The following is a 25,745-nucleotide window of genomic DNA, read 5'->3' as shown; positions in this document are numbered from 1 at the left end:
GTGCCCGATGCCCTGGCCTGTCCGCTCCGCGCACCCCGCAAAAGGAGTTCTCCGCAGTGGAACGTCCCCGCATGGCAGTTGTCCGGGGCGACGCTCACGTCCCCTTACCGGCCGCCGGATCCGACCCGGCCGCCGCTGCCTTCGATCTGGAACTCGTTATCCCCGCCTACAACGAGGAGAAACGTCTCGCCCCCACGGTTGTCGCCCTCGCCGAACACCTACGCGGCATGCCGCTGACCGCCGCGCTGCGCGTCGTCGACAACGGCAGCAGCGATCGCACGGCCGAGTGCGTCGACCGGCTCGCCGCCTCCGGCATTCCCATCACCGTCACCGGGTGTTCCCGCCGCGGCAAGGGGGCCGCGGTGGCCAGGGGCATGGTGACCACCAGGGCCCGCTGGGTGGGCTTCTGCGACGCCGATCTCGCCACGCCCGCCGCCGCGATCGACGACGCGGTCGCCCTGCTGCGGGACGGCCGGCAGGTCGTCATCGGCTCCCGGCGCTGTGCCGGGGCGCGGATGCCCGTGCGTCAGCCCGCGTTGCGGCGGCTGGGCGGGGCCGGGTTCCGGCTGGCGACGCGGAGGTTCTCCGGGCCGGTGAAGGACACCCAGTGCGGGTTCAAGTTCTTCGAGGCCCAGGCCGCGCGGCGGATCTTCGCCGACGTCACCACCACCGGCTTCGCCTTCGACCTCGAGGTGATCGCGCGGGCCCGTGCCCTCGGGCTGAGCCTCGCCGAGTTCCCCGTCGTGTGGAGCGACCAGGAGGGCTCGAGCTTCCGGCCGTTCGCCGACGGGCGCCGCGTGGCCGGCGAGCTGTGGCGGCTGCACCGGACCATGCACCGCCGCCCGCCCCGGACCGTTCATCACGCCCTCCCCACCCGTACCGTCGAGGAGCCGGGATGAACCTGCTGACCGCCCTCCCGGCCACCAAGGACTGGCACGGCCGCCATGTCGTCGTCTGCAACTGGCGCGACGGCCGCCACCCGCAGGCCGGCGGCGCCGAGTTGTACTGCGAGGAGGTCGCCCGGCAGCTGCACGACGCGGGCGTCCGCGTCACGTACCTGACCGCCCGCCCCCGGGGCGCCGCCCGCCGCGAGGACACCGGCTTCGGGACCGTCGTACGCGGCGGCGGCCGGTTCACCGTCTACCCGTTCGTCCTGCTGTGGCTGCTGTGCCACCGCCGTTCGGTGGCCGCCGTGATCGACTCGCAGAACGGCATCCCCTTCTTCACCCCGCTCGTCGTGCGCCGCCGCACCCCTGTGGTGCTGCTCATCCACCACGTCCACCAGGGCCAGTTCGCCCTGTGGTTCCCCCGCCCCGCCGCCGGCCTCGGCCGCTGGCTGGAGGGGCGGGGCAGCGGCCTGGTGTACGGGCGGCGCGCGGTCTGTGCCGTGTCCCCCTCCACCCGCGCCGAGATCCGCCGGCGGCTCGCCGTGCGCGGCCCGGTCCACTTCGCCCCCGCCGGCCTCGACCCGGCACCGCCCGCCACCGGGCCACGCCATCGTGCACAGGCGCCGCGCATTGTTTGCGTCGGACGGCTCGTCACACAAAAGCGCGTCGACCGGCTCGTCCACGCCATGCCCGCCCTCCGCCGTGAACTGCCCGACGCGGAACTGCACATCGTCGGCGACGGCGAGGCGCGCCCGGACCTCGCCGCGCTCGTGAACGAACTCGGCGTCGGCCACTGCGTCGTCCTGCACGGCCGCGTGCCGCAGGAGGAGCGCGACGCGCTCGTCGACTCCGCGTGGATCACCGCCACCACCTCCCTCGCCGAGGGCTGGGGCCTGTCCGTGATGGAGGCCGCGGCCGCCGGGGTGCCCGCCCTGGCCTACGACGTCCCCGGGCTGCGCGACACCGTCCGCCACGACGTCACCGGCTGGCTCCTGGGCCCCGACGACGACCTCGCCTCCGGCCTCACCAAGGCCCTGCGCACCGTCGAGGCGCCCCAGGACGCCGCCCGGTGGGAGGCGGAGTGCCGCGAGTGGGCCGCCAGGTTCAGCTGGACGGCCACTGCCTCCCACCTGCTCGCCACGCTCACTGCCGAGGACGGCCGGCTGCGGCGCACCGGCCGGGGAAAGGCCGTCGAGCGGCGCACCGTCACCGACACATGCGTGATCGTCAACGCCCCGGCCGACGTGCTCGAGCGCGCCGATCTCGCCTCCCTGCGCACGACCGATCTCGTCGACCTCACCGGCCCCCGCCCCGGCCTGCTGCTGCTCGGCGCCGACGAACGGGACGCCGAGGCCGTCCTGACCCGCATCGGTGTCGACACCGGCGACGAACGGGTGTCCGTCCGCCTCGCCCGGCACAACGACGTCCTCGGCTGGCAGGCCCACCCCCCTGTCCGGGCGCGGCGGCATGAGCCGGGCCGCCGCCGCGCCACCACCCGGGCCGCCGGCGCCGGCGCCCTTCTGGCCCTGTTCGCCCTTGCGCTCGTCCTGCGGCTGGCCCACGTCGGACGTTCCTACGACGTGTTCGTCGACGAGCTCTATTACACCGCCATCAGCCGGCACCTCGCCGACGGCCAAGGGCCGGTCTGGGACGGGCAGTTCTTCGCGCTCCACCCGCCCGCCCTGTTCGCCCTGTTGGCCGCCTTCATGCGGCTGACCGGCCAGGCCTCCGGCGACCTGCTGCACCAGGTGCTGGACCTGCGGCCCGTCATCGCCACCACCGGGGCACTGACCGTCGTCGCCGTCACCGCACTCCTGCGCCGGACCGTCCGCGGCTCCCTGGCGCTGCTCGCCGGACTGTTCCTGGCCCTGGACCCGTTCCTGAACCGCTTCGACAGCCGCGTCATGCTCGAGGCCCAGGCCACGGCCGCCACCGCACTCGGCATGCTGGTGCTCGCCCGCACCCCGGCCACCCCACGCGGCCGGACCGCCACCGGCGTGGGCGCGGGGCTGCTGTTCGCGCTCGCCATCACCACCAAGGAGCCGTACGCGCTGGGCACGTTCGTGCCCGTCGTCGTGCTCGGCCTCGCCGCCCGGGGGGACACACGGCGGATGCGGCTGACGGCCGCCACCGTCACCGTCGCCGGCTACGCGGTGTACGTCGTCACGACGGCCGCCACCGGCAACTGGGCGCCGTGGTGGGCACAGAAAACCGACGGAATCGCCCGCGCCCTGGGCCTGAAGCAGATCAGCGGCTTCAACAGCACCGACGGCACGGTCGCCTTCACCGACCGGCTGCTCGTCCAGCTCGGCCAGTTCGCCGTCCCCTACGCCCTGATCGCCCTCGGCACCGCGGCCGTCGCCTGGCTACTGTGGTGCCACACCCGGCGGCCCGGGGTGTTCGCCGACGCTCCTGGGCGGACGCTGATCACGGCGTGGGCGGCGTGCACGCTGCTGCACCTGATCTACGCGGTGGCCGTGGGTACGCTCGAGGAGCAGATGTTCTACCCGCTGGTCGTCACCAGCACCGCCGCCCTCGCGCTCGCACTCGACGTCCTCCTCCGGCCCAAGGGCATGGCGACCAGGGCGGGCACAGTGCTCGCCGCGCTCGCCCTGACCGTGGACGCCGTCGTCTGGGCCCGAGTCCACACCCGGCACGACGACGCCCTCCGGCGCACCCTGGCCTGGTCCCGTACGCACCTCGCCGCGGGCAGCGTCGTCGCGGCCACCGACGAGGGCACCTCCTTCGTCCTGCCCGGCGCCCGGCTCGCCCCCTGGGACACCCTCGCCGACCTGCGCCGGGACCGCGTCGACTACGTCGTGCTGTCCACCGAGCTGGTGACGCAGGGATACGCGCGGATCGGTGCCGGACTCCCCGGCGTGCTGCAGCGCGAGGCACGTCTCGTGCACAGCGAACCCGGCAGGACGGTCGGCGCGTTGCGCGTGTACGACGTCCGGGCGCTGGTCGCCACCGGCTCCGGCAAGGCGGGGCGACCATGACGACGACCGCCACCCCCGCATCCACCGCCACCCCCGCATCCACCGCCACCATCGCTTCCCCGGGCACCGGCCCGGTCCAGGGCGCGCTGCTGCTCACCGTCTCCGCCGTGCTGGTCGGCATCGCCAACTACGGACTCTCGCTGTACCTCGTCCACCTGCTGTCCGCACCCGACTTCACCGTCTACGCGGCGGTCTCCTCGGTGCTGCTCGGCGTCGGCACCCTGGCCGGTGCGACCGTGCCCTGGGTGCTGGCGCGCGAGGTCGCCGCCAGCGAGCCCGGCAGTGCGCGGCGCCGGCTGTCGGTGCGCTCCTGCCTGTGGCTGGCGCTGGGGCTGTCCTTCCTGACGGCCGTGGCGGCGTGCGGCGCGGTCGCCTCGTACGCCGGTCCGGGCCCGCTCGCCGGGCTGGCTGCCGCGTGCGTGACGATCTGGCTCAACTCCGTCGGAGCCGGTTACCTGCAGGGCCGCGAGCGCTTCGCCGGTCTCGGCGCGCTGCGGGTCGCCGAGGTGCTCGTACGGATCGCCGTCACCGTCGCGGCCGTCGCCGCCGGGTGGGGTGCCGCGGGGGCCATCGGCGCCTTCGCCGCCGGCGCGGCGGTCACCTCCGTCGCCGGACTGGTCGCCCTGCGCGGCGACCTGACGGGACGGCGGCCCGGTGAGGCGACGCAGGCACGCGCGCGTGGCGGTCTGTGGCGCGGCGCCGCGGCGGTCGGCGGCATCCAGGTACTCGCCTGCGCGCTGTTCACGCTGGACGTGGTGGTCGCCACCGCGGTGCGGGGCGGCTCGGCGGACCTGGCGCCGTACCAGGCGCTGCTCGTCCTCGCCCGCGTGCCGCTCTTCCTGTCGACCGCCCTGGCCACCGTCGTCTTCCCCCGGCTCGCCGCCGGGCGGTCGCAAGCGGCAGGCGATCACTTCCGTGGTGCGCTGCGGCTGCACTGGATCGCCGGCACCGCCATCACCGTCACCATCGCCACCTGTCCTGACGCGGTGGCCGGACTGGTGCTGCCCCGGCACTACACGGCGTCGGCCGCGCTGCTGCCGCCGCTCGCCCTGGCCGGGTTCGCGAGCGCCACGATCGTCCTGGCGACCGTCGTGTTCCAGGCCTGGGGCCCGGCCCGTCCGGTCGTCGTGACGCTGGCCCTCGCCTGCCTGACCGGCGGCGTGGGCTACGCGCTCACCGCGGCCCGTCCCCTCGCGCTGGCCTGGTGCTCGGCCGCGGTGACCTGCGCCGTCGCGGTGGTGACGGTCGGGTGGGCCCGGCGCCGGGCCGGCCTGCCCGGACCGGCCGCGGGGGCTGCCGGGCCGCTCCTGGCGGGGGGCGTCGCCGCCTGTGCCCTGCTCGCCCTGCGCCCGTACCCCCTGCCGTGGGCCCTCGCGGCACTCGCTGTGCTGGCCGGCGCGGGCCTCGCGGCCCGCCCCCGGCCCCGGCGCCCCGGCCCGTACCGGGTGCTCCACCTGGGCTTCGAGGACCCCCGGCGGCCCGGCGCGGGCGGCGGCTCGGTCCGTACGCACGAGGTCGGCCGGCGGCTGGCCGCGCGCGGCGTGGAGGTGACCGTCGTCGTCGCCCCGTGGCCCGGCGCCACCACGACCGTGCTGGACGGTGTCCGCTATGTGCCGCTGCCCGCGCACCTCGGGCCGCTCGCCCGCAGCCGTTTCGCCTCCCAGATCGCCTACTTCGCGGTCGTCGTGACCCGGCTGGGCGTGCTGGCCCGCCGTCACGACCCGGACGTCGTGGTCGAGGACTTCGCGGCCCCGTTCTCGTCCGTGTGCGTGCCCTACCTGACGCGCAGGCCGGTCGTCGGCCTGGTGCAGTGGCTGTTCGCGGCCGACAAGGCCCGCGAGTTCCACCTGCCGTTCGGCGCCGTCGAGCGACGCGGGCTGGCCTCGCACCGTTCGCTCGTCGCCGTCAGCCGCGATCTCGGCGCCGAGCTGGGCCGGCGCAATCCGGCGGCCCGGGTGGAGGTCGTCCCCAATGGCGTGGATCCGGCCGCGTTCACCCGGCCCGTCGTCGGGCGGGGCGACCACGTGCTCTACCTGGGCCGCCTCGAGACGACGTCGAAGGGCCTGGACCTGCTGCTGCGCGCCTACGCGCGCGTGGCCGCCGGCATCACCGCCGACCTGCACATCGCGGGCGAGGGCCCGCACGCCGGCGCCGTCCGCGCCCTGGCCGCCGAGCTCGGCATCGCCGACCGGGTCCGCTGGCTGGGCCGCGTCGACGGCCCGGCCCGCTTCGATCTGCTGGCCTCGGCCCGGCTGGCCTGCGTGCCCAGCCGCCAGGAGACCTTCGGCATGGTCGCCGCCGAGGCCCTGGCCACGGGCACCCCGGTGCTGGCCTTCGACATCCCCTGTCTGCGCGAGCTGGTGACCGACGACGTGGGTGTGCGCGTCCCGCCCGGCGACGTCGACGCCTACGCGGCCGCCCTGGCCGCACTCACCCGCGACCCCGCCCGCTGCGCGGCGCTGGGCGCGAAGGGGCCGCCGACGGTGGCCCACCTGGACTGGGACCGGATCGCCGCCGCGCAGCTCGCGGCCTACCACCGGGTCACCCCGGGCGTCCGGCTCCCGCACGAGGCACCCGTCGCCGACGGGTGACCGACCACCCCGAGAAAAGGGAAGAACAACATGTCGTTCCACATCAATCAGGGAAGCCCCAGCCCGCAGATCCTGGAGCCGGGGGCCAACTCCTCGTTCACGATCGAGGTGTACGTCGACGGCAACCCGGTCGAGCCGGGCGAGATCATCCAGGTGAAGCTGCCGGAGGGCCTGGTCTTCCCCCCGACCGGCGAGATCCGCTTCATGAACCTGGACGCCGGCATCAACAAGCCGCTGCCCATCGAGAGCCGCGACCCCGACGGGCGCCTGGTGCGCTTCAAGGCCGAGGCGATCGGCAACAAGCCGGAGGGCTTCTACTCCGTGAACGTCCAGGCCCTGCCGAACGCCACTCCGGGCGACCGGACCGTCCCGGACGGATTATCGATCGGTGCCACCTCCGCCAAGCTCAGCTTCCGCATCAGCGCTCCGCAGCCGGTGGAGCAGCGGGTGTACGGAACCGTCGGGGCCAACGGAAACCGTGTCTCGGGCTCCGGCTTCACCTCGGCCCGGTCGGCGACCTCGACCTTCACGATCACGTTCGCCAAGCCCTTCACCTCCCCGCCGGTCGTCGTGGCCACCGCCGCGGTGGGGAGCGCGACGGCGATCGTCACGGTCGCGTCCACCTCCACGAACTCGGCCGTGATCTTCACCGCGGGCACGAGTGGCACCTGGTCCCCGCTGCAGTTCTCGTTCATGGCGGCGGGCCTCACCGCGCCGTAGCGGGAACGTGACAGGGGGCGATCCGGGCCGGTATGGGCCGTCCCACCCGAAACAACCCCGGCCGCCCCTCAACCGCGGGGCCGCTCCGTGAGTCTTACCTCCAGTAGGCTTCCCGCCGTGCGTCGTGTGGCGCGCGGCGGGAAGCAGGTCGTTCAACGGGAGGAACCGGCGTTGCACATCCAGGAGTGGCTCGAGACAGTACCGGCGATCGCCGTCTACCTCCTGGTGGGCGGGGTCATCGGGCTGGAGAGCCTGGGCATCCCGCTTCCCGGTGAGATCGTGCTCGTCAGCGCCACGCTGCTCGCCGCGACGCAGGACCACATCAATCCGTACGTCCTGGGCGCGTGTGCCATCGCCGGTGCCATCATCGGCGACTCGATCGGCTACCTGATCGGCCGCAAGGGCGGCAAGCCGCTGCTGGAGTGGCTGGGCCGCAAGTTCCCCAAGCACTTCGGGCCGCACCACGTGGCCACCGCCGAGCGGTCGTTCCAGAAGTGGGGCATGTGGGCCGTCTTCTTCGGCCGCTTCATCGCGCTCCTGCGGATCTTCGCCGGGCCGCTCGCGGGCGTGCTGAAGATGCCGTACTGGAAGTTCCTGATCGCCAACGTCCTGGGCGGCATCGTCTGGGCCGGCGGTACGGTCGCGGTGATCTACTCCGTGGGCAAGGTCGCCGAGGAGTGGCTGAAGAAGTTCTCCTGGCTCGGCCTGGTCGCCGCCGTCCTCTTCGGTCTGGGCTCGTTCGTCGTCATGCGGATCAAGGCCAAGAAGGCCGCCGCCGCGAAGGGCGACGGGGAGCCGGCCGGACAGCGGCCGGCGGAGGCGGAGACCGTCGCGGCGGAGTAGTCCGGCCACGGTCCCTCGCAGACCTTCGTACACAGCACGGCCCCCGGCAGCAGCCGGGGGCCGTTCGCATGTGATCTTGGCCCCACCAGGGCGCCGGGACCGCGCCCCTGGCATAGCGTGCCCCCGGAATCGGCCGGTACGCGGTGAGGAGACGGCAATGGCGGAGCGGGCGCTGATCGCGGGTGTGGGCGGCAAGGAGCCCGACGTCGACCCGGAGGCGTTCACCGCGCCGACGTCCGTCGTGCTGGGGGACGTCACCCTGGCCGCGGGCGCGAGCGTCTGGTACCACGCCGTGCTGCGCGCCGACTGCGGTCCGATCACGCTGGGCGCCGGCAGCAACGTCCAGGACAACTGCACCGTCCACGTCGACCCCGGCTTCCCGGTGACCGTCGGCGAGCGGGTGACCGTCGGGCACAACGCCGTCCTGCACGGCTGCACGGTCGAGGACGACGTGCTGGTGGGCATGGGCGCGACCGTTCTCAACGGCGCCGTCATCGGTGCCGGTTCGCTGGTCGCGGCACAGGCGCTCGTGCCGCAGGGGATGCGGGTGCCGCCCGGCTCGCTGGTCGCCGGGGTGCCCGCCAAGGTGCGGCGCGAGCTGACCGACGAGGAGCGCGAGCACATCAGGACGAACGCCGAGATGTACCTGGGCCTGGCGCGCGACCACCGCGAGGCACTGGGCGGCTGAGCGCGCCCCGGCGGGCCCCGTCAGCCCGTCGCCAGCAGCACCGTGCCGACCAGCGCCAGGCCGGCGCCCGCCGCCTGGACCGTGCGCAGCCGCTCGCGCAGGACGCCGCGGGCGGCGAGCGCGGTGACCACGGGGTAGAGCGAGGCGAGCACGGCCGCGACGGTCACCGGGCCGTTGTTCGCGGCAATGCTGTACGTGCCGTTGGCGGCCACGTCCGCGAGGCCGACGAAGGCGAGCGCGGGCAGGGCCGAGCGGATCGCGCCCCAGCCCTCCTCGGGCAGGGCGGGGTTGCCGCGGCGGACGGAGGCGTAGAGCGCGCCCGCACCCACCACCACGTTGCACACCCGCTGGACGAACAGGGCCAGGAACAGGCCGGTCAGGTTGTGCGAGGCCTCGGCGATCAGGGCCATCACCGAGCCGAAGCCGAACGCGGCGACGAGCGTGAGGAGCAGCGTCTGCCGCTGCACGGGCGCGCCGCCCAGGCTCGGCCCGCTGGCGAGGACGACACCCGCCACGGCCACGGCTATGCCCGCGAACTGCAGGATGCCTGGCCGCTCGCCCAGGACCAGCCCCACGCCCAGCGGCACCGCGACGCCACCCAGCGCGCCCAGCGGGGAGACCACGCCCATCGGGCCCAGGGCCAGCGCCTTGTAGAAGGCGAGCATCGCCGCCGGGCCGACGACGCCGGCGGCCACCGCGAACCACAGCTGCGGCCCGGCCTCCGACCAGCCGCCGGTGCCGACGACGATCGCGCCGAGCGCGGCCACCGCCAGCAGCTGCGAGACCAGCACCACGGTCAGCGCGGGCATGCGCCGGGTGAGCAGCCCGCCGCCGAAGTCGGCCAGCCCCCACATCAGGCTGGTGGCCAGGGCGAAGACCGGTGTCATGGGGGAGACCTCGCAGTACAGTGTGATGAACGGTGGTGTGCACCTCACCGTAGTACAAGGTGCTCGACTTCGGTAAACAACATTTTGGACGGGACGGATCGGATCGACGTGACGGACCTCGATCAGCTCACGCAGTCGCTCGCCCGCAACCTCAAGCGCTGGCGCGCCGAGCGCCACTTCACCCTGGACGCCCTGGCGGCCCGCTCCGGCGTCAGCCGCGGCATGATCATCCAGATCGAGCAGGCCCGTACGAACCCCAGCGTCGGCACCACGGTCAAACTCGCCGACGCCCTCGGGGTCAGCATCACCACCCTCCTCGACTACGAGCAGGGCGCGCGCGTGCGCCTGGTGCCCGAGGAACAGGTGGTGCGCATGTGGTCCACCGAGGCCGGCAGCCACACCTCACTGCTCGTCGGCACCGACGTACGGGGCCCGCTCGAGCTGTGGGACTGGCGCATCGTGCCCGGCGACAGCAGCGCCTCGGACCCCCACCCCGCCGGCACCGTCGAGATGCTCACCGTCCGGGCCGGGCGGCTCACGCTCGTCGTGGACGGGGAGGAACACCTCCTCCCCGCGGGCACGTCCGCGACGTTCGAGGCGAACGCCCCGCACACCTACCGCAACGACGGCACCGAAGCGGTGGAGATGACCATGGTGGTGGCCGTCCCGCCGGCCCGCTGACCGGGGCCGCCGCTGACCGGGGGCCCACAGGGGTGGCCGGTCAGGCGTCGCCGTACGCCTCGCCGCCGAGCTCGAGGAGCGCCGTGCCCGCCGTGGCGTCGGCGAGCCAGGAGCGGAACGCCACCAGGTCCGCCTCGGGCAGGCCGACCTCGATCCGTACGCCCGTCCCGTAGCTCACCTCGCGCACCGCCCGGCCGGTGGCCCGCAGGTCGTTCTCCAGCTTGCCCGCCCGCTGGTGGTCGACCGTGATCGTCGCCAGGCGGAAGCGCCGGCGGGTCACGGTCTCCAGCGTGTCCAGGGCCTCGCCGACCACCCCGCCGTACGCGCGGATCAGCCCGCCCGCCCCGAGCTTGACGCCGCCGAAGTAGCGGGTGACGACCGCGACGACGTACCGCATCTCGCGCCGGAGCAGCATCTGCAGCATGGGCACGCCCGCCGTCCCGCCCGGCTCGCCGTCGTCGCTCGCCTTCTGGACGGAGCCTTCGGCGCCGATGACGTAGGCCCAGCAGTGGTGTCGTGCGGTGGGGTGCTCCTTGCGGACGCGCGCGATGAAGGCCTGCGCCTCCTCCTCGGTCGCGGCCGGGGCGAGCGCGCAGAGGAAGCGCGACTTGTTGATCTCGATCTCGTGCACGCCCTCGCGCGCCACCGTGCGGTACTCGTCCTGCATTCCACCAGCCTAAATCCTCCCCGGATCTTGGGAATGGCCGGGCCGGGCCGCTCGTTGAGCGGGCATGTACGCAGAACCGGGGATCATCCGGAAGATCATCGAGGGGACCGGCGACACATGGGCAGTGGTCGGTCTGTCGTCCAATGAGCAACGCGCGGCATTCGGCGTCGCCGAGGTCCTGCAGCGTCACGGCAAGCGCATCGTTCCCGTCCACCCCAGGGCGGAGACGGTGCACGGGGAGCGGGGCTACGCCTCGCTGTCCGACATTCCCTTCCACGTCGACGTCGTGGACGTCTTCGTCCGCTCGGAGTTCGCGGGCGCCGTGGCCGACGAGGCCGTACGGATCGGCGCGCAGGCCGTCTGGTTCCAACTGGGCGTGATCGACGAGGACGCGTACGAGCGCACCCGCGAGGCGGGCCTGCTGATGGTCATGGACCGCTGCCCCGCGATCGAGATCCCGCGCCTGCGCTGAATCCGGTGGCCAGTGGCGACCTGGATGCCTCTATCTCCTTGATGCCTCAACATCCTTGATACGAAGGCCAGTCGGCCTACGCTACCCCTCTCCCGGGGCGCCGGTGGCGCCCCGGCACAAGGCCGGTTCCGAGGTCCTTCCCGACCCCTAGTTTCATGGTCATGGATCTCAGGCAAGCCACCGTCCTGCCCCCACCGACGCACCCGGCCGCCGGGCCCGTCTTCCTCCGCGAGGCCGTCCGCACCTTCCGGGCCACCGGCGCCGTCGCGCCCAGCAGCAGGCCGCTCGCCGAGCGGCTCGCCGCCCCGCTGGTCCGCGCCCGCGCATGCCGCCGCCCCGTCGCGGTGCTGGAGGTCGGGGCCGGTACGGGCCCGGTGACGCGGGTGCTGGCCGGGGCCGTCGGGCCCGCGGACCGGCTGGACGTCGTCGAGATCAACCCGCGCTTCGTCGAGATCCTCAACAGGGCCCTGCGCACCGACCCGTCGATGGCGGCCGCCGCGGACCGGATCCGGATCATTCCCGAGTCCATCACCGAGATGCGCATCGACCACCGCTACGACGTCATCGTCTCCTGCCTGCCGTTCTCCAACTTCGAGCCGGAAGAGGTCCGGGCGATCCTGCGGCGCTATCTGTCCGCGCTCGTGCCCGGCGGGCACCTGACCTTCTTCGGCTACCTGGGCACGCACGCCACGCGCTCGCTGGTCGGCAGCCGCAGGGAGGCCGCCCGGCACCGGGCCGTGGCCGGCCTGCTCGACGACTTCACCGGCAGGCACGCCTGCCGGGAGAGCGTCGTGTGGCGCAATCTGCCGCCCGCCCGGGTCTGGCACCTGCGTGCTCCGAAAGAGTGAGTTCGCCGAGCCCGCCGGACCCCTCGATCAGGTGCCCGCCCGACGGATCCAGCGGCCTGGCCGCTTGCGGCCAGGCCGCTGGAGGGCATTGCTGCCCTTTCCGGTCCCGGCCTACGTTTTCGTTGATCGCGCAGCGGGGGCACGGCGCGGGCGGACGAGAAGAAGGGGCTGCACGGCATGGTGAGCGCGCTGATCGACACCGACGAACGCTTCCTCGCGATTCTGGACCGGCTGTCGGAGAAAGCGGTCGACGACTACTACAACCCCTACCGGGTCTTCCAGTGGCCCGACACCCTTCCCGAGGCCATGTGGTGGATGAGCCCCGAACTCACCACCACCTACGGGACGGCGGCCGCGGAGCGGATGAGCCGGGAACAGCTCTACGCGCTCTCGAAGTACGAGAGCATCAACTTCTACAGCCTCAACGTGCACGGCATCCGCGAACTCCTCATCGAGGTCACCAAGCGGATCCACACCTCGGGATTCGAGACGCCCTCGCAGTTCTTCCACCACTTCATCGGTGAGGAGAACGAACACATGTGGTTCTTCGCGGAGTTCTGCCTGCGCTACGGCAGGAAGCTCTACCGGCAGATGCCCGGGGCCAGTGTGAGCATTCCGTCGAACAAGGTGGAGAGCACCCTCGTCTTCGCCCGCATCCTCATCTTCGAGGAGCTCGTCGACTACTTCAACTCCAAGATGGCGACGGACGACCGGCTGCACGAGACGATCCGGCACATCAACCGCATCCACCACCAGGACGAGTCGCGGCACATCGCCTTCGGCCGGGAGCTGGTCGACATCCTCTTCACCGACGTGAAGAAGACCGCGACCGCGGAGGAACTGCGCGAGATCGAGGCGTACATCAAGCGGTACATGGTCTACAGCTTCGAGTCGCTGTTCAACCCCAAGGTCTACCGCGACGCGGGCGTCGAGGACCCCCAGGGGCTGCGCAGGGAACTGCTGTCCTCCCCGGGCCGGCCCGGGTTCGAGCAGCGGGTCTTCCGCAAGACGCTCAAATACCTGGAGAAGACCGGGATCATCGGCGACCGGACCCTTTCGCCGCTGTGACGTCCGGCGCACCGCAGTGACCCCACCGGAAAGGACCGTTCGATGCCCGTGCAGGAAGCTGCCGGAATATCCGGCGCCGTGACCATCCTCGACCCCGACCAGACGGAGCTGCTGAAGGAGCTCGACGGCATCTTCACCGGCTGGGGGACCGCCGCGGGCGCCCGGGAGATCTGCCCGCCGCCGGTGCTCCCGGTCTCCGACCTCGCCAAGTTCGACGTCTACCGCAACTTCCCCCACCTGGCCTTCGTGGCCAGCCCGCTGAACGCGCAGGACGTCACCGACGGCCCGGCGGACGCACGCTTCGAGTCCGGGGTGCTCTCCGGCGCCCGCTTCGGGCTGCCGCACGCCACCTGCTACGCCGCCTACCTCTTCCACGAGAACCGCCGGCTGGCCGCCGACACCCTGGTCACCCTCGTCAACCGCTGCTTCCGCAACGAGACCCACTACAACGGGCTCCGGCGGCTGCTCAGTTTCCAGATGCGGGAGATCGTCGCCCTCGGCTCGTTCGCCCACACCCAGTGGCTGCTCGAGGAATTCACCGGACGCATCGAGAAGTTCTCCGACGCCCTCGGGCTGGGCCTGGAGAAGAACGTGGCGGCCGACCCCTTCTTCGAGAACGACGGGGCGCGGGCCCTGCTGCAGAAGCTCAGCCCCGTGAAGTTCGAGTTCCAGCACGGGGACCTGGCCATCGCCTCCGTCAACACGCACCGCAATTTCTTCGGCGAGCGGTGCGACATCCGGCTCCCCGACGGTGACGGGCACGCCTACACCAGCTGTGTCGCCTTCGGTCTCGAGCGCTGGCTGGCCGTGCTCGACGAGGTCTTCGAGGGAAACACCCGGCGCGCGCTGGAGGCCGTCCGGACGGCCGGGCAGCAGGTCTCCTGACGTGGTGCCCCGACGGGTCGGCATCGACCTCGTTCCGTTCAGCCGGGTGCGCGCCATGCTCGACCGGGGCGAGGACGATCCGACGGCCCGGATGCTCACCGCGCGGGAAATCGGCCTCTGCTACCGGGGCGATGTCCCCGACATCCCGGGAATCGCCGGCCGGCTGGCCGCCAAGGAAGCGGTGTTCAAACTCTTCCATTCCGTGCACGGCCCGCTGCCCTGGCAGGGCATCGAGGTCCTCAAAGGCCCCGGCGGCTGGCCGGAGGTCCGCCTCAGCGGCCGGGCCGCCCGCCTGGCCCGGGACGCGCGCATCGAACACATCGAAATCAGCATCGCGCACGACGAGCCGTGTGCCATCGCGGTGGCGTGCGTCGCCCATCCCTGACCGGCACCAACCGACCCCTCCAGGAGGAGCAATGGCTTCGAGCGGAATCCAGGAAGTCCGCGAGTGGATCCTCTCCCGGCACCAGGACCGGGACTCGCTGTCCGACGACGAGAACCTGATCGAGAGCCGGCTCGTCGACTCGCTGTCGTTCGTGGAGCTGGTCTACACGATCGAGTCGGCGGCCGATCTGGAAATCGACTTCGACTCCATCGACATCAAGGACTTCCAGACCCTCTCGGCCATCGAGAAGGCCTTCTTCGTCGCCGCCTGACCCGGCCCGGAAGCCCGATCGAGGAGCCTGGCCACATCGAGGAGCCCGGCCAAGAAGCCCGATCAAGGAAGGTGTGAACAGTGGAAGCTGTCTCGTACACAGCGCAGTGGACGGCGGCGGCGCGGGCGGTGGAGTCCGAGCGGACAACGGACGCTCTCTTCACCGACCCCTTCGCGCGGGAACTCGCCGCCCCCCGCGGCTTCGAACTGCTCGGCAAATACGGCGGCGGCGGCCTGCTGGAATTCATCGCCATCCGGACCCGGTTCTACGACGACGCCGTCACCACCGTGCTCCGGGGCGGCGGCATCGACCAGGTGGTGCTCGTGGCCGCCGGCATGGACACCCGCGCCTTCCGCCTCACCTGGCCCGACGGAACGGTCGTCTACGAGGTGGACCACTCCGGCCTCATCGAGGAGAAGCGCGCCCGCCTCGCCCGCCTGTCCGCCCGCCCGGCCGTCGAGCGCCGCGAGGTCGGCGCCGACCTCGCCCAGGACTGGCTGCCCGCACTGGCGGCGGCCGGCCACGACCCGCGCCGGCCCACCCTGTGGGTGGCCGAGGGCCTCTTCTTCTTCCTCACCCAGGACCAGGCGGCGACCCTGCTGCGGACCCTGCGCGGCGTCTCCGCCCCCGGCAGCCACCTGGTCACCGACATGGCGAGCAAGGCACTGCTGCGCAGCCCCTTCAACCAGACCTTCCTCACCGCGCTGAAGGACGACGGCACCCCCTGGCTGTTCGGCACCGACGAGCCGGAGCCGTTCCTGGACGCCAACGGCTGGAAGACACGCGAACTGAAGGAGCCGGGCGAGCCGGGCGCGAGCCCCCGGCGCTGGCCGTACGAGGTGCAGCCCCGCACCCGGCGCGGGGTCTCCCGCAGCTGGCTGATCCGCGCGGAGACCGCAGGTGACTGACGCCGCCACCACGCTGGAACGGATCGAGTCCGTCGTCCCCGACCGCACCGTGCGAATAGAAGACCTCGCCGACCGGCTCGGGCTCCGGCGCGCCGAGACCGGGGTCTTCCGCAAGATCTACGGGCTGGACGAGCTGCGCTACGACCCGGACTCCACCCTGTTCGACCTGGCGCTGCCGCCCGCCCGCCGGGCACTGGAAGCCCTCCCCGAGGGCGGACGGGTGCGCTACGTCCTCTACGCCCACACCATCCACACGCTCACCCCGGCCGGCCTGGACCCCGCCCGCGTCATCCGCGACGAACTGGGCCTGCACGACGCGGAGGCGTTCGCGATCGGGCAGCAGGCCTGCGTCAGCAGCATGGGCGCCATCGACGTGGCCGCCCAGCTGCTGCGGGCCGAGGCCGACGAGGACGCCCACGCGCTGGTGGTGGCGGGGGAGCGGGCCTTCTCCCCGACGGTCCAGCTGATCCCCAACACCGCGATCATGGCGGAGGCGGGCGGCGCCTGCCTGCTGCGCATCGGCGGCCGCGGCGACGTCGTCCGCTCCCACGCCACCCGCACCCTGGGCGAGTACTCCGCCGGGCTGCTGCTGACGAAGGAGGAGACCCGGGAGTACGGGCTGGTCTACGCCGAAACCCTCGGCTCGGTCATGCGGCAGGCCCTCGACGGGGCCGGCCTGACCTTCGCCGACATCGAGCTCCTGATCCCGCACAACGTCAACCTCATCTCCTGGCGCAACGTCATCAAGGAGCTGGGGCTGGACGCCGAGCGGGTCTTCCTGGAGAACGTGCCGCGCTACAGCCACTGCTACGCCTCCGACATCTTCCTCAACTACACCACCCTCAGGGACGCGGGCCGCCTGGTCGACGGCAAGCACTACCTGCTGGTGTCCGTCGGCCTGGGTGCCACGCTCGGCGCGATGGTCATCACCCACCGGAAGCGGTGAGCGGCGTGCCGGACATCGCGCACACGGTGACGTACACCGCCGACCTCAAGGAAGCCCTCACCGGTCGGCGCGACGCCCGGTTCGTCTGGCTGTGCAACTTCGAGGTCGAGACCGCCTGGGCCCGCGGCCGGGCGGGCCTGCCCCTGCCGCGCGCCTCGGCCGCGGGACCGATGGTGCGGCGCATGGAGCAACTGGGCGCCCTGCTCGCCGAGCCGTCGGACGTACTGCTGCTCGGCGACGGCCTGGACCCGGACTTCCGCCGCTACGCCGAGCGGACCGGCCTGGGCGTGCCCACCGAGCTCGTCACCGACCCCGGCACCCCGGGCGAGGGGACGGCCGACGCGGTGCTCTCCTCGCCACGGGTGCTCGGCGCACTGCGGGAACTCGCGGCACAGGGCGCGTACCTGATGCCGATGGGCGCCTCGGCGGTGGAGCAGAAGATCCTGGAGACGACCGGCCTGCGCTCCGCGGTGGCGCACGCCGACGTCTTCGAACGCGTCAACAGCAAGATCTACAGCCGCCGGGCCGCCGCCGAACTGGGCCTGCGGACGATCCCCGGCCACACCTGCGAGAGCGTCGCCGAACTGCGCGAGGTGCTGACCCGCTCCGACCCCGGCACCCGGCCACTGATCGTCAAGGACGCCTACGGCGTCTCCGGCAAGGGCCTGCTCGTGCTCGACAGCGCGGCCAAGGCCCAGCGGCTGCTGCGGATGGTGGAGGCCCGCGCCCGGCGCACCGGCAGCGACGCGCTGGACGTCGTCGTCGAGCACTACCTGCCCAAGGCCGCCGACCTCGCCTACCAGTTCGTCGTCGACCGCGTGGGCCGGGTGCGCCTCGACTTCGTCAAGGAGGCCCTGATCACCGACGGCGTGCCGGCCGGGAACGTCACGCCCGCCGCGCTGTCCGGACGGCAGCACGCCGAACTGGCCGAGGCGGCCGAACGGCTGGGCGGCCGGCTGCACCGGGACGGGTTCTTCGGCGTGGTCGGCGTGGACGCCCTGCTCGGCGCCGACGGCCTGCTGTACCCCGTGCTCGAGATCAACGCCCGGCTGAGCATGGGCAGTTACCAGGGCCGCGTCGTCGAGCGCTTCCTGCCACCGGGCGGGTCGGCCCTCGCCCGGCACTACCCGCTCACGCTCGGCCGCCGGATCCCGTTCGCCGACATCGACGCCGCACTGGCCTCGGCCGGCGACCCCGCCGGCGGCAGCGGCGCCGTCGTCACCTGCTTCGGCACCGTGAACGCGGCGGCCGGTGCCGCCACCCCGTTCCGGGGCCGCCTCTACACCGTGCTCCACGCCGCCGACCGCGCCTCGCTCACCGAGCTGGACCACCGCGTCACCGCCGCCCTCGGCCGGGTCGCGGGCGTCGAAGGGACCTCATGAGCACCACCGAATTCCACCTCCAGGGCCTGCCGGTCTCCGAGCTCGCCGAACGCTTCGGCACCCCCCTCTTCCTCTACGACGCCGACCGGCTCCGCTCCGTCCACGACGAGCTGCGCGCGAAGCTGCACCCCGCCGTCGACATCCTCTTCTCCCTCAAGGCCAACCCCAACCTCAGCATCTGCGCCTACCTCGCCTCGCTCGGCGCCGGCGCGGAGGTCTCCTCCGGCGTCGAGCTGCTCACGGCCCGGCGCGCGGGCGTCCACCCGGACGACACGATCTTCCTCGGCCCCGGCAAGACCCCCGCCGAGCTGCGGGCCTGCCTGGCCGCGGACCTGCACGCCGTCGTCTGCGAGTCGCTGGAGGAACTGCGCGTCCTCGACGAACTCGCGGCGGAGACGGGCCGGACGGACGTGCCCGTCCTGCTCCGGGTCAACCCCGACTTCCACAGCCGGGGCGCGGGCCTGACGATGGGCGGCAAACCCCGCCAGTTCGGCATCGACGCCGCCGTGCTGCGCGGCGCCCGCCCGACCCTGGCCCGACTGCGGAACGTCCGCGTCAAGGGCTTCCACGCCTACCTGGGCACCCGGTTCCTCGACGCCGCCCAGCTGATCAGCAACACCGAACGCATCCTGGCGACCGCGCGGGAGCTGTCGGAGGCGCTCGGCGTCCCCCTGGAGACCGTCGACATCGGCGGCGGCCTCGGCGTCGCCTACTTCGACAACGAGAAGGACCTCGACCTCGACGAGCTCACCCACGGCGTCAACGACGCCGTCGAACGGTTCACGGCCGACCACCCGGGCTGCCGGATCATCACCGAGCTCGGCCGCTACCTCACCGCGACCGCCGGCCTCTACGTCACCCGCGCGCTGTACGTGAAGGAATCGATGGGGGAGTCGTTCGTCGTCGCCGACGGGGGCACCAACCACATCATGCCCGCGGTGGGCATCGGCGGCTTCGTCAAACGCAACTTCCCCGTCCGCTCGCTGACCCATTACACGCGCGAACCCACCGGCGTCCACACGGTCACCGGGCCGCTGTGCACCCCCAGCGACGTCATCGCCAAACGCGTGGCCCTGCCGCCCGTCGAACCCGGCGACCTCATCGGTGTCGAACGCGCCGGCGCCTACGGCCCGTCCGCCTCGCCGGGGCACTTCCTCAGCCACGGCTTCCCCGCCGAGGTCCTCGTCCACCAGGGCACCCCCCACCTCGTCCGCGAACGCGACACCGCCGAGGAACTGCTGGCCAAGCAACGGCTCGTCCGCTTCACCCCGCCCGACACCCACAGGCCGCACCGACACCAGGGAGCCACCGCAGCGATGGACCGTCACACCGTGCTGTCCGCGATCGAATCGGCACTCGCCGAGGTGATACAGGGCGAGGTCCCCCCGATCACCGAGGACACCCGCTTCTTCGAGGACCTGTTCCTCGACTCCACCTCCGTCCTGGAACTCCTGGTCTCCCTGGAGGACCACACCGGACTCGAGGTCGACCCCGAGGAGCTCGACATGGACGACTTCGCCTCCGTGGGCACGCTCACCGACCGCCTCACCGGCCGACTCGCCGCGGGCGCCCCGGCCGCCGCCGGCGAAGCCTGAGGGGGACGGCCGTGCCCACCCTCCAGGCAGCGGCCGCCGTCGTGGCGCCGCGACGCAACCCCTACACCGACGACCCCTGGGTGCTCACCTTCCACCGCGACCTCGTCGAACCCTTCGGCGCCACCGTCGACGAATCGCTGCTGCGCACCGGGGCCAACGTCAGCCACCGCGAACTGGTGGACCACCTGGTGCGGGCCGACGGCATCCAGGACAGCAAGCCGGACCTCGTCGTCCTGGCCCACGCCCTGCCCGACCTCCACCCCTTCACCGCCGTCGCACCCCACCTCGACATGCTGCTGGGCGGCGGCGCCACCAGCATCGGCATCTCCCAGCAGGGCCTGGCCGCGCCCTTCACCGCGCTGCGCGTCGTCGCCGCCCACCAGAGGAGCGGCAGCGCCGACCGGGCCGTCGTCGCGATCCTCGAACAGACCACCCTGCCCACGCGCCTGCCCCTCGTCCACGACACCCCGCTGACCGACTCCGGCGTCCTGCTGCTCCTCGGCACCGGCGACGGACCCGAACTCGCCGGCGTCGAGCGGCTGCCCGGCGGGACCCCGCCGCTGGAACGGGCGGCCGCGCTGGCCGCCGCCGACCCGGACCGCACCCTCGTGGTGGCAGGACCGTGGATACCGCGCGGCGGCCCGCACGCGCGCGTGCCCGTCCGCCACCTCCAGCCCGGGACGTACTGCACCAGCGTCTGGCTGGCCCTCGCCCGCGAGTGGCGCTCCTGGCGCGAGGAGTACTCCACCGTCGTGCTGTGCGACACCGACCCGCTCGACGGCGGCAGCCACCTCGCCGTCCTGCGCACCGGGAACTGACGCGTGGCACTGGGAATCGACCTCCTGCACGTCGACGAGCTCGCCCGCCTGCTGACCCGGCCCTGGTTCCGCGCCTACGCCTACGCGCCCGAGGAGCTGGCCGTCGCCGACTCCCTCGGCGCCGGGCGCGCCCGGGAGTTCCTGGCCGGACGGTTCGCCGCCAAGGAAGCCGTGGTCAAGGCGCTCGGCACCGGGGCCCGCGCGGGGGTCGTGCCCCGGCAGGTGGCCGTGCTGCGCACCGCCGGGGGCGCCCCGCGCGTGCGGCTGAGCGGGGCGGCCGCACGCCGGGCCGAGCACTTGGGCCTGCGCGACATCACGGTCTCCATCACCCACAAGCGGGGCCTCGTCGTGGCGGCCGCGGTGGGGGTTCCGGGCGACGAGCCGGGGGCGGCCACCGTCGCGGGCCTGATCGCCGACGCGCTCGACCGCCGGGACCGGGACACCGCTCCGGGGGAGGAGCGGCAGGAACAGCACACGCCCGTACGGCAGTTCACCACGGAAGGAGCCTGACATGCGGATCGCGGTCACCGGGTCCATAGCCACCGACCACCTGATGACGTTCCCCGGCAGGTTCGCCGAGCAGCTCATCCCCGGACAGCTGGACCACGTCTCGCTGTCCTTCCTCGTCGACGAGCTCGAGGTCCGGCGGGGCGGCGCCGCCGCGAACATCGCGTTCGGCCTGGGCAGCCTCGGCCTGCCCGCGCTGCTCGTCGGCGCGGTGGGCGGCGACTTCGCCGAGTACCGGATCCGGCTCAAGGAACGCGGGGTCGACACCGACGCCGTACGAGTCTCCGAGACCCGGCAGACGGCCCGGTTCGTGTGCGTGACGGACCGGGACCAGAACCAGATCGCCGTGTTCTACGCGGGCGCGATGCGCGAAGCCCGCGAGATCGACCTGCGGGACGTCGTGCGCCGCGCCGGCGACGTGGACCTCGTCGTGGTCTCGCCCGACGACCCCGAGGCCATGCTGGTGCACACCCGCCAGTGCCGCACCCTCGGCGTGCCCTTCGCCGCCGACCCCTCCCAGCAACTGGCACGCCTGGACGGCCCCGCCGTGCGCGAACTCGTCCAGGGCGCGCGCTGGCTGTTCACCAACGGCTACGAGGCCGCCCTGCTGCTGGAACGCACCGGCTGGCGGCGCGAGGACGTGCTCGAGCGCGTCGGGGCGTGGGTGACCACGCACGGCGCCGACGGCGTACGTGTCGAGCGGCACGGCGAGGACGTGCTGGAGGTCCCGGCGGTGCCGGCCACCGCCGTCGCGGACCCGACGGGCGTGGGCGACGCCTTCCGCGCCGGCTTTCTGGCGGCGGCCGGCTGGGGCCTGGGCGACCGCCGGGCCGCCCAACTGGGCGCCGCGCTCGCCACGCTGGTGGTCGAGTCGGTGGGCACCCAGGAGTACGTCCTGGAGCCGGAGCGGCTGCTGGAGCGCATCGCCGCGGCCTACGGCGAAGCGGACTGCCGGGCCATCGGTGCCGCGCTGTCGCGCTCGCTGTGAGCCCACCGGAGGAACAGCTGTGAGGGTGGGGGTCGACACCTGTCGCGCCAGGCCTGCCTCCAGTCCGGACTGGAGGCTCGAGCGCGGGAAGGTTGCCGCCCCCGTCCCTCGGAACGAGGATCCGTTCCCCCGCCCTCCCAGTCAATCCTCGGGTTTCATGGGGCCGTTCCAAGGAATAGCTTGGGGCTCGTGACCCTTGATGATCTGCGAGTCTTCGTCCTGGTGTGCCGGGCCGGCAGCCTGAGCGCCGTCGCCCGGGAGCTGTCCTGTACGCAGTCGGCGGTGAGCCAGCACGTGAAACGGCTGGAGCGGGAGACCGGTGTGCGGCTCCTGGAGCGCCATCCCCGCGGAGTGGCCCCCACCCCGGCGGGACGCATACTGCAGGCCGCGGCGGCGGACGGCATCGCCGGACTGGACTCGGCCCTGCGCAGCCTGGGCGAACTCGTGCGCGGCGAGGCCGGTTCCGTACGGGTGATGACCGGTGCCACGACAGTGCGGCACTTCATGGCCGAGGCCGTCGTGGCCTTCCGCGGGCGTCACCCCAGGGTGAGCCTGGAGTTCCAGACGGCGACCTCCAGCCGCAACTGCTTCGACGCGCTCGCCTCCCACGCGTGCGACCTCGCCTGGATCACCCTCGGCGCCCCGGTCCGCGGCATCGAACAGCGCTCCGTCGTCGAACTGCCCTGGGTGCTGGCCGTCCGTGCCGACGACCCCCTCGCGGACCGCTCGCACGTCGAGGTCGCCGACCTCGCCGGGATCCGGCACATCCGGCTTCCGGAGCGCTCCTCGGCACGGGCGCACCTCGACGCCGCCTTCGCGGAACTGGGCATCCACATCACGTCCGACACCGGCGTCGCCGACTGGGACACCGCCGTCCTGCTGGCCGAACTCGGCCTCGGCCACGCCGTCGTGCCCGCCCTGCCCGGCCGGCGGACCCCCGAGGAGAGCGGTCCGCTGCGTTTCCTGCCCATACCCGGCCTGCCGCGGCTGCCGGTGGGCTGGGCCGTACGCCGCTGGGACGCCCTCACCCCGCTCGTCCGTGCTTTCGCCGACACCGTCGCCCTCACCTGCGCGCGACGACCGTGACGCCCCCTAGGGGGTGTTCTCGCGGTCGGCGAGGAGGGCCCGCAGGCGTTCGTTCTCCTCCTCGAGCCGGAGGATGTGCTCCCGGACCGGCGCCAGGGCCTCGCCCAGCTCCTGCTCGGTGTAGCGCGGGGTGATGTGCTGGGGGCAGTTCCAGTTCATGCCCTCGACCTTGATGACGACCAGGCGTTCCACCCGTCCGTCGGTGCCCTGCTCGGCGAGCAGGGCGGCGAGTGCGGGCTCCTCCTCGACGCCGCGCACCGACGCGTGCCCGTACACCTTCAGCCGGGTCCGGTGCGCGTAGTCCATGAAGAACAGGGCCACCCGGTCGTTGCCGCTGAGGTTGCCCACGGTGATGTACTGCCGGTTCCCGCGCACGTCGGCGAAGGCCAGGGTGTGCCGGTCCACGACGCGCAGGAAGCCCGGGGGGCCGCCGCGGTACTGCATGTACGGCCATCCGGTCTCGCCGACGGTCGCCATGTAGAAGCCGTCCCGGGCGGTGATGAACGCGGCCTCGTCGGGGCCGAGCGGGTCGGGTCCGTCCCCTCCGCCGTGGAGCAGCGTGCGCAGTCCCACCGCCGCGCTGCCGTTCTCCTCCTGGGCCCTGAGCACCGCCTCGGTGTAGGCGATGCGGGCGAAACGGGTCATGGTCCTTCCCTTCGCGTCCGTTCCCCGTCCGGCGCCGCGCGGGCGGTGGCCCGCCCGCGCGGCGCCGGAGGTCGTTCCGTCGGTCGATGTCGGTCAGATGTCGATCGTGACGTCGTAGGCGGCGAGCCAGGAGTTGAGGCCGAGGACCAGTTCCATGCCGGTGCGGCTCTGCTGGGGGCTGGTGTCGCCGAGGTCGGAGCCCAGGAGCCGGCGGGCAGCGGGCCGGTCGAGCAGCGGCAGCACCGGCGCCGCCGGGTCGGCCAGCACCGCGGACAGCTCCTTGCGCAGGGCCCGGTCGTACTCGGGGTCCTGGGTGGTGGGGTAGGGGCTCTTGACGCGCTCGACGATCGAGGTGGGCAGCAGGTCGGCCGTGGCGGCGCGCAGCAGGCTCTTCTCGCGGCCGTCGAAGGTCTTCATGTGCCAGGGCACGTTGAAGACGTAGTCGACGAGCCGGTGGTCGCAGAACGGGACGCGGACCTCGAGCCCGACGGCCATGCTCATCCGGTCCTTGCGGTCGAGGAGGGCCTGGACGAACCGGGTGAGGTTCACATAGGCCAGCTGCCGCATCCGCCGGTCGACGGCGCTCTCGCCGGGCAGCTCGGGCGCCTCCGCCACCGCCTGCGCGAAGCTGTCGCGCAGGAAGTCCGTCATGCCGAGCTTGTGCAACAGGCCCTGGTCGAACAGCGACTTGTCGTCGAAGTAGGCGCGGGTGGCCGACGCCAGCCAGGGGAAGACGTCGCCCTGCACGGCCTCCGGGTCGAAGAACCAGCGGTAGCCGCCGAAGACCTCGTCGGCCGACTCACCGGACAGCGCCACCGTGGAGCGCTCGCGCACCGACTGGAACAGCCGGTAAAGGGACGGCCACATGTCGCCCCAGTAGGCGGGCGGCAGGTCGACGGCGCGCAGGATGGCGGCCCGCAGCGCGGGGTCGGCCATCTCGGCGCTCTCCAGCACGATCTCGCTGTGGTCGGCGCCGACGTGCTCGGCCAGGTCGCGGACGAAGGGCGCGTCCGCGGTGCCGCGCAGGTGGTCGACCACGAACTCCTTGCCGTGCGTGGCGAAGTCCACGGAGAAGGACCGTACGGGGCCCGCACCCTGGGCGGCGAGTCCCTTGGCGGCCAGCGCGGTGATCGCGGAGGAGTCCAGGCCGCCGGAGAGCAGGGTGCACAGCGGTACGTCGGAGATCAGCTGCCGTTCGACGATGTCCTCGAGCAGGCCCCGCACGGTGCCGATCGTGGTGTCCAGGTCGTCGGTGTGCTCGCGGGCCTCCAGGGCCCAGTACCGGCGCTTGGTCAGGCCGCCGCGGCGGACGCGGACGATCTGGCCGGGCCGTACCTCGTACATGCCGTCGAAGATGGCCTGTTCCGGGGTCTTGACCATCTCCAGGACCTCGCGCAGCCCGTCGGCGGTGAGCCGGCGGGGCACGTCCGGGTGGGCGAGGATCGCCTTGGGCTCGGAGCCGAACAGCACACCGTTCGGGAGCGGGAAGTAGTAGAGGGGCTTGACGCCCATCCGGTCGCGTATCAGCAGCAGTTCCTGGCTGCGGGTGTCCCAGATGGCGAAGGCGAACATCCCGTTGAGCCGGTCGGCGACGCCCTCGCCCCACTCCAGGTAGCCGCGCAGCACGACCTCGGTGTCGCTGCGGGTCCGGAAGCGGTGGCCGCGCGAGGTCAGTTCCTCGCGTAACTCACGGAAGTTGTAGACCTCGCCGCTGTAGGTGAGGCAGGCCAGTTCGCGGCCGTCCTCCTCGGCGACCATGGGCTGCCGGCCGCCCTCGAGGTCGATGATGGACAGCCGGCGGTGGCCCAGGGCGGCGGGGCCCCGGGCCCACATGCCCTCGGCGTCCGGGCCGCGGCAGGACATGGTCTCGGTCATGGCGGCGAGAATCCGTCGTTCGCTGCCGAGGTCGCGCTCGAAATCCACCCAACCGGCGATTCCGCACATAGTGGTGACTCCTTGCCGTATGACGTGCCGTGTG

Annotated in this window: 25 protein-coding genes and 1 pseudogene; 22 read left to right on the top strand and 4 right to left on the bottom strand. The window is 72.8% G+C overall.

Annotated features, from left to right (window positions below):
- Window positions 1-71 precede the first annotated feature (71 nt).
- From ACIG36_RS06940 to ACIG36_RS06915, 6 genes are all read left to right on the top strand, one after another.
- Window positions 72-899: a glycosyltransferase gene (locus tag ACIG36_RS06940; protein WP_399923169.1), complete on the top strand. Its 828-nt coding sequence runs from the start codon at window positions 72-74 to the stop codon at window positions 897-899.
- Window positions 896-3,886, top strand: coding sequence for a glycosyltransferase (locus tag ACIG36_RS06935; RefSeq protein WP_399923166.1), 2,991 nt, complete (start codon window positions 896-898; stop codon window positions 3,884-3,886). Before ACIG36_RS06940 ends, ACIG36_RS06935 begins: the two co-directional genes overlap by 4 nt.
- Window positions 3,883-6,477 (top strand): glycosyltransferase, encoded by a 2,595-nt coding sequence (locus ACIG36_RS06930; RefSeq protein WP_399923163.1) that lies wholly within the window; start codon window positions 3,883-3,885, stop codon window positions 6,475-6,477. The genes ACIG36_RS06935 and ACIG36_RS06930 overlap by 4 nt, the downstream gene beginning before the upstream one ends.
- Window positions 6,478-6,507: 30 nt before the next feature.
- Entirely contained in the window at window positions 6,508-7,197 is a 690-nt protein-coding gene (locus tag ACIG36_RS06925; protein ID WP_399923160.1) for a hypothetical protein, read from the top strand.
- Between the two features lie 171 nt (window positions 7,198-7,368).
- Entirely contained in the window at window positions 7,369-8,040 is a 672-nt protein-coding gene (locus ACIG36_RS06920; protein WP_399923988.1) for a DedA family protein, read from the top strand.
- Between the two features lie 157 nt (window positions 8,041-8,197).
- Window positions 8,198-8,728, top strand: coding sequence for a gamma carbonic anhydrase family protein (locus tag ACIG36_RS06915; protein ID WP_399923157.1), 531 nt, complete (start codon window positions 8,198-8,200; stop codon window positions 8,726-8,728).
- Between the two features lie 20 nt (window positions 8,729-8,748).
- On the opposite strand, the gene ACIG36_RS06910 is transcribed toward ACIG36_RS06915, so the two are convergent.
- Window positions 8,749-9,615, bottom strand: a complete 867-nt coding sequence (locus ACIG36_RS06910) for an EamA family transporter (protein WP_399923154.1) — start codon at window positions 9,613-9,615, stop codon at window positions 8,749-8,751.
- 108 nt (window positions 9,616-9,723) lie between these two features.
- Here ACIG36_RS06910 and ACIG36_RS06905 point away from each other — a divergent pair, with 108 nt between their 5' ends.
- Entirely contained in the window at window positions 9,724-10,296 is a 573-nt protein-coding gene (locus tag ACIG36_RS06905; protein WP_399923152.1) for a helix-turn-helix domain-containing protein, read from the top strand.
- 40 nt (window positions 10,297-10,336) lie between these two features.
- On the opposite strand, the gene ACIG36_RS06900 is transcribed toward ACIG36_RS06905, so the two are convergent.
- The gene (locus tag ACIG36_RS06900) at window positions 10,337-10,963 is read right to left on the bottom strand and encodes a YigZ family protein (protein WP_399923149.1); all 627 of its coding nucleotides are present in this window, start codon (window positions 10,961-10,963) and stop codon (window positions 10,337-10,339) included.
- A gap of 64 nt (window positions 10,964-11,027) precedes the next feature.
- On the opposite strand from ACIG36_RS06900, the gene ACIG36_RS06895 reads away from it, so the two are divergent.
- The 15 genes and pseudogenes from ACIG36_RS06895 (at window position 11,028) to ACIG36_RS06825 (ending at window position 23,122) form a co-directional block, all read left to right on the top strand.
- Window positions 11,028-11,435 (top strand): CoA-binding protein, encoded by a 408-nt coding sequence (locus ACIG36_RS06895; protein ID WP_399923146.1) that lies wholly within the window; start codon window positions 11,028-11,030, stop codon window positions 11,433-11,435.
- 161 nt (window positions 11,436-11,596) lie between these two features.
- Complete coding sequence (locus tag ACIG36_RS06890) at window positions 11,597-12,283, top strand: class I SAM-dependent methyltransferase (RefSeq protein WP_399923143.1); 687 nt, start codon at window positions 11,597-11,599, stop codon at window positions 12,281-12,283.
- A gap of 177 nt (window positions 12,284-12,460) precedes the next feature.
- Window positions 12,461-13,351 (top strand): diiron oxygenase, encoded by an 891-nt coding sequence (locus ACIG36_RS06885; protein WP_399923140.1) that lies wholly within the window; start codon window positions 12,461-12,463, stop codon window positions 13,349-13,351.
- A gap of 42 nt (window positions 13,352-13,393) precedes the next feature.
- Window positions 13,394-14,236 carry a hypothetical protein gene (locus ACIG36_RS06880; RefSeq protein ID WP_399923137.1) on the top strand — a complete coding sequence of 281 codons (843 nt, stop codon included), beginning with the start codon at window positions 13,394-13,396 and terminating at the stop codon, window positions 14,234-14,236.
- Between the two features lie 4 nt (window positions 14,237-14,240).
- Window positions 14,241-14,621, top strand: a complete 381-nt coding sequence (locus ACIG36_RS06875; RefSeq protein ID WP_399923134.1) for a holo-ACP synthase — start codon at window positions 14,241-14,243, stop codon at window positions 14,619-14,621.
- A gap of 31 nt (window positions 14,622-14,652) precedes the next feature.
- Entirely contained in the window at window positions 14,653-14,892 is a 240-nt protein-coding gene (locus ACIG36_RS06870; protein ID WP_399923132.1) for an acyl carrier protein, read from the top strand.
- Window positions 14,893-14,972: 80 nt separating this feature from the next.
- Window positions 14,973-15,800 (top strand): class I SAM-dependent methyltransferase, encoded by an 828-nt coding sequence (locus ACIG36_RS06865; RefSeq protein WP_399923129.1) that lies wholly within the window; start codon window positions 14,973-14,975, stop codon window positions 15,798-15,800.
- On the top strand, window positions 15,793-16,746 hold the full coding sequence (locus ACIG36_RS06860) for a 3-oxoacyl-ACP synthase III family protein (RefSeq protein WP_399923126.1): 954 nt from the start codon (window positions 15,793-15,795) through the stop codon (window positions 16,744-16,746). Before ACIG36_RS06865 ends, ACIG36_RS06860 begins: the two co-directional genes overlap by 8 nt.
- Window positions 16,747-16,751: 5 nt before the next feature.
- Window positions 16,752-18,128, top strand: coding sequence for an ATP-grasp domain-containing protein (locus tag ACIG36_RS06855; RefSeq protein WP_399923123.1), 1,377 nt, complete (start codon window positions 16,752-16,754; stop codon window positions 18,126-18,128).
- Window positions 18,125-19,393 (top strand): annotated as a pseudogene (locus ACIG36_RS06850) (type III PLP-dependent enzyme); the annotation flags it as partial. The gene ACIG36_RS06855 and the pseudogene ACIG36_RS06850, both read left to right, overlap by 4 nt.
- Before the next feature lie 51 nt (window positions 19,394-19,444).
- Window positions 19,445-19,723, top strand: a complete 279-nt coding sequence (locus ACIG36_RS06845; protein WP_399923985.1) for an acyl carrier protein — start codon at window positions 19,445-19,447, stop codon at window positions 19,721-19,723.
- Window positions 19,724-19,734: 11 nt separating this feature from the next.
- Complete coding sequence (locus ACIG36_RS06840; protein ID WP_399923120.1) at window positions 19,735-20,541, top strand: hypothetical protein; 807 nt, start codon at window positions 19,735-19,737, stop codon at window positions 20,539-20,541.
- Between the two features lie 3 nt (window positions 20,542-20,544).
- Window positions 20,545-21,051 carry a holo-ACP synthase gene (acpS, locus tag ACIG36_RS06835; protein ID WP_399923117.1) on the top strand — a complete coding sequence of 169 codons (507 nt, stop codon included), beginning with the start codon at window positions 20,545-20,547 and terminating at the stop codon, window positions 21,049-21,051.
- A gap of 1 nt (window position 21,052) precedes the next feature.
- Window positions 21,053-22,036, top strand: a complete 984-nt coding sequence (locus tag ACIG36_RS06830) for a carbohydrate kinase family protein (RefSeq protein WP_399923114.1) — start codon at window positions 21,053-21,055, stop codon at window positions 22,034-22,036.
- A 189-nt stretch (window positions 22,037-22,225) separates the two neighbouring features.
- The gene (locus ACIG36_RS06825) at window positions 22,226-23,122 is read left to right on the top strand and encodes a LysR family transcriptional regulator (protein ID WP_399923111.1); all 897 of its coding nucleotides are present in this window, start codon (window positions 22,226-22,228) and stop codon (window positions 23,120-23,122) included.
- Between the two features lie 6 nt (window positions 23,123-23,128).
- On the opposite strand, the gene ACIG36_RS06820 is transcribed toward ACIG36_RS06825, so the two are convergent.
- Both ACIG36_RS06820 and asnB read right to left on the bottom strand, forming a co-directional pair.
- Window positions 23,129-23,767, bottom strand: coding sequence for a pyridoxamine 5'-phosphate oxidase family protein (locus tag ACIG36_RS06820; RefSeq protein ID WP_399923108.1), 639 nt, complete (start codon window positions 23,765-23,767; stop codon window positions 23,129-23,131).
- Window positions 23,768-23,860: 93 nt separating this feature from the next.
- On the bottom strand, window positions 23,861-25,711 hold the full coding sequence (gene asnB, locus ACIG36_RS06815; protein WP_399923106.1) for an asparagine synthase (glutamine-hydrolyzing): 1,851 nt from the start codon (window positions 25,709-25,711) through the stop codon (window positions 23,861-23,863).
- Window positions 25,712-25,745 lie beyond the last annotated feature (34 nt).

The organism is Streptomyces sp. NPDC053048 (genome assembly GCF_044547045.1).
Taxonomy (GTDB): Bacteria; Actinomycetota; Actinomycetes; order Streptomycetales; family Streptomycetaceae; genus Streptomyces.
The sequence above is the reverse complement of the archived record's forward strand: the minus strand, read 5'-3'. Positions and strand labels throughout refer to the sequence as shown.

Bases quoted from the DNA above. Each gene is read 5' to 3' on its own strand.
- ACIG36_RS06940 (WP_399923169.1), top strand. From the start codon at position 72: ATGGCAGTTGTCCGGGGCGACGCTCACGTCCCCTTACCGGCCGCCGGA.
- ACIG36_RS06935 (WP_399923166.1), top strand. From the start codon at position 896: ATGAACCTGCTGACCGCCCTCCCGGCCACCAAGGACTGGCACGGCCGC.
- ACIG36_RS06930 (WP_399923163.1), top strand. From the start codon at position 3,883: ATGACGACGACCGCCACCCCCGCATCCACCGCCACCCCCGCATCCACC.
- ACIG36_RS06925 (WP_399923160.1), top strand. From the start codon at position 6,508: ATGTCGTTCCACATCAATCAGGGAAGCCCCAGCCCGCAGATCCTGGAG.
- ACIG36_RS06915 (WP_399923157.1), top strand. From the start codon at position 8,198: ATGGCGGAGCGGGCGCTGATCGCGGGTGTGGGCGGCAAGGAGCCCGAC.
- ACIG36_RS06910 (WP_399923154.1), bottom strand. From the start codon at position 9,615: ATGACACCGGTCTTCGCCCTGGCCACCAGCCTGATGTGGGGGCTGGCC.
- ACIG36_RS06900 (WP_399923149.1), bottom strand. From the start codon at position 10,963: ATGCAGGACGAGTACCGCACGGTGGCGCGCGAGGGCGTGCACGAGATC.
- ACIG36_RS06895 (WP_399923146.1), top strand. From the start codon at position 11,028: ATGTACGCAGAACCGGGGATCATCCGGAAGATCATCGAGGGGACCGGC.
- ACIG36_RS06890 (WP_399923143.1), top strand. From the start codon at position 11,597: ATGGATCTCAGGCAAGCCACCGTCCTGCCCCCACCGACGCACCCGGCC.
- ACIG36_RS06885 (WP_399923140.1), top strand. From the start codon at position 12,461: ATGGTGAGCGCGCTGATCGACACCGACGAACGCTTCCTCGCGATTCTG.
- ACIG36_RS06880 (WP_399923137.1), top strand. From the start codon at position 13,394: ATGCCCGTGCAGGAAGCTGCCGGAATATCCGGCGCCGTGACCATCCTC.
- ACIG36_RS06870 (WP_399923132.1), top strand. From the start codon at position 14,653: ATGGCTTCGAGCGGAATCCAGGAAGTCCGCGAGTGGATCCTCTCCCGG.
- ACIG36_RS06845 (WP_399923985.1), top strand. From the start codon at position 19,445: ATGGACCGTCACACCGTGCTGTCCGCGATCGAATCGGCACTCGCCGAG.
- ACIG36_RS06830 (WP_399923114.1), top strand. From the start codon at position 21,053: ATGCGGATCGCGGTCACCGGGTCCATAGCCACCGACCACCTGATGACG.
- ACIG36_RS06820 (WP_399923108.1), bottom strand. From the start codon at position 23,767: ATGACCCGTTTCGCCCGCATCGCCTACACCGAGGCGGTGCTCAGGGCC.
- asnB (WP_399923106.1), bottom strand. From the start codon at position 25,711: ATGTGCGGAATCGCCGGTTGGGTGGATTTCGAGCGCGACCTCGGCAGC.